Source organism: Aetokthonos hydrillicola CCALA 1050 (genome assembly GCF_017591665.1).
Classification (GTDB): domain Bacteria; phylum Cyanobacteriota; class Cyanobacteriia; order Cyanobacteriales; family Nostocaceae; genus Aetokthonos; species Aetokthonos hydrillicola.
Window position 1 is genome coordinate 1 of record NZ_JAAKGC010000456.1, and the last position, 1,017, is coordinate 1,017.

Sequence of the window (1,017 nt, forward strand, 5' to 3'; positions counted from 1 at the left end):
ATGTTGACAAAGTTCTACCTTTGGTAGAAAAGTGCATTAAAGCTAGTAAATAAAAAGGAGTCAGGAGTCAGAATACAGGAGCCAGAATGTACCCTTCGGGTGACGCTCCTGCGTCGCTAACGCTGCGCTAGCGCCAGTTCCCTACGGAGGGAGACCCTCCTGCAGGACTGGACTCACCACCCATTCCCGGATGGTGTTTTAGGAAAAGTTTCAACCCCTATCTCGTCCACTCGTAGACCAGATTTTAACCAGTATTGATCGTTCTGACTTCTGACTCCTGACTCCTGAATTCTTCTTCATAAATCAAGTCCAGATTTGGAAGGCTACAATTACGTCAAATACCCGCAAATCAAACAACAGTCATCAACTAGATAACTAGTACAGGCAATGCAGCGCACGCTCCTTTTGGCAAAGATTCATAATTGCACCCTCGTGGCGACGAATCTCAACTACGTAGGTAGTATTAGCATCGATCAAATTTTATTGGATAAAGCAGGGATATTACCCTATGAGCAGGTGCAAGTCGTGAACGTTACCAATGGCGAGCGCTTCATTACCTACGCAATCCCCGCAACTGCCAACTCAGGTATCATTGAACTAAATGGGGCCGCAGCACGTCTAGGCATTTCTGGCGATCGCTTGATTATAATGTCTTACGGGCAGTTTACACAGGAAGAGTTAAAAACCTACTCTCCCACTGTTGTCATTGTCGATGAAAACAACCAACTCCTAGAAGTGCGGCGTTACGATGACCTGCTCAATCAGACCTAATTTCAAAGAAAATGTCAAATTTTGAGCCATCGTCTCAAAAAAGCTACGTTAGTCAAAAGCAAGCCACCAACACTCGGCGTCAAAAAAGCCAAGAGGGTGAGTTTCTTGTGCAGTTCTGGGGAGTGCGGGGTTTAATTCCTACCCCTACTAGCAATACCAGGCGCTATGGTGGTAATACTGCTTGTGTAGAGGTGCAAGTCGCCGGTAAAATGTGTAGTAAATCCTCTTGTGTCTCTAGAGTGAGAG

The 1,017-nt window shown here is 45.8% G+C and carries 1 protein-coding gene and 1 pseudogene; both read left to right on the forward strand.

The genetic code is table 11. The features are described from left to right. The first annotated feature begins 387 nt into the window (after positions 1-387). A complete protein-coding gene (gene panD / locus G4P69_RS38860; RefSeq protein WP_208339940.1) occupies positions 388-771 on the forward strand; it encodes an aspartate 1-decarboxylase in 384 nt (127 codons plus the stop codon). Between the two features lie 11 nt (positions 772-782). Continuing rightward, positions 783-1,017: pseudogene (locus tag G4P69_RS38865) on the forward strand (hypothetical protein); the annotation flags it as partial.

What these genes read in the sequence shown, in the direction of transcription:
- panD (WP_208339940.1), top strand. Translation starts at nt 388, where the DNA reads ATGCAGCGCACGCTCCTTTTGGCAAAGATTCATAATTGCACCCTCGTG.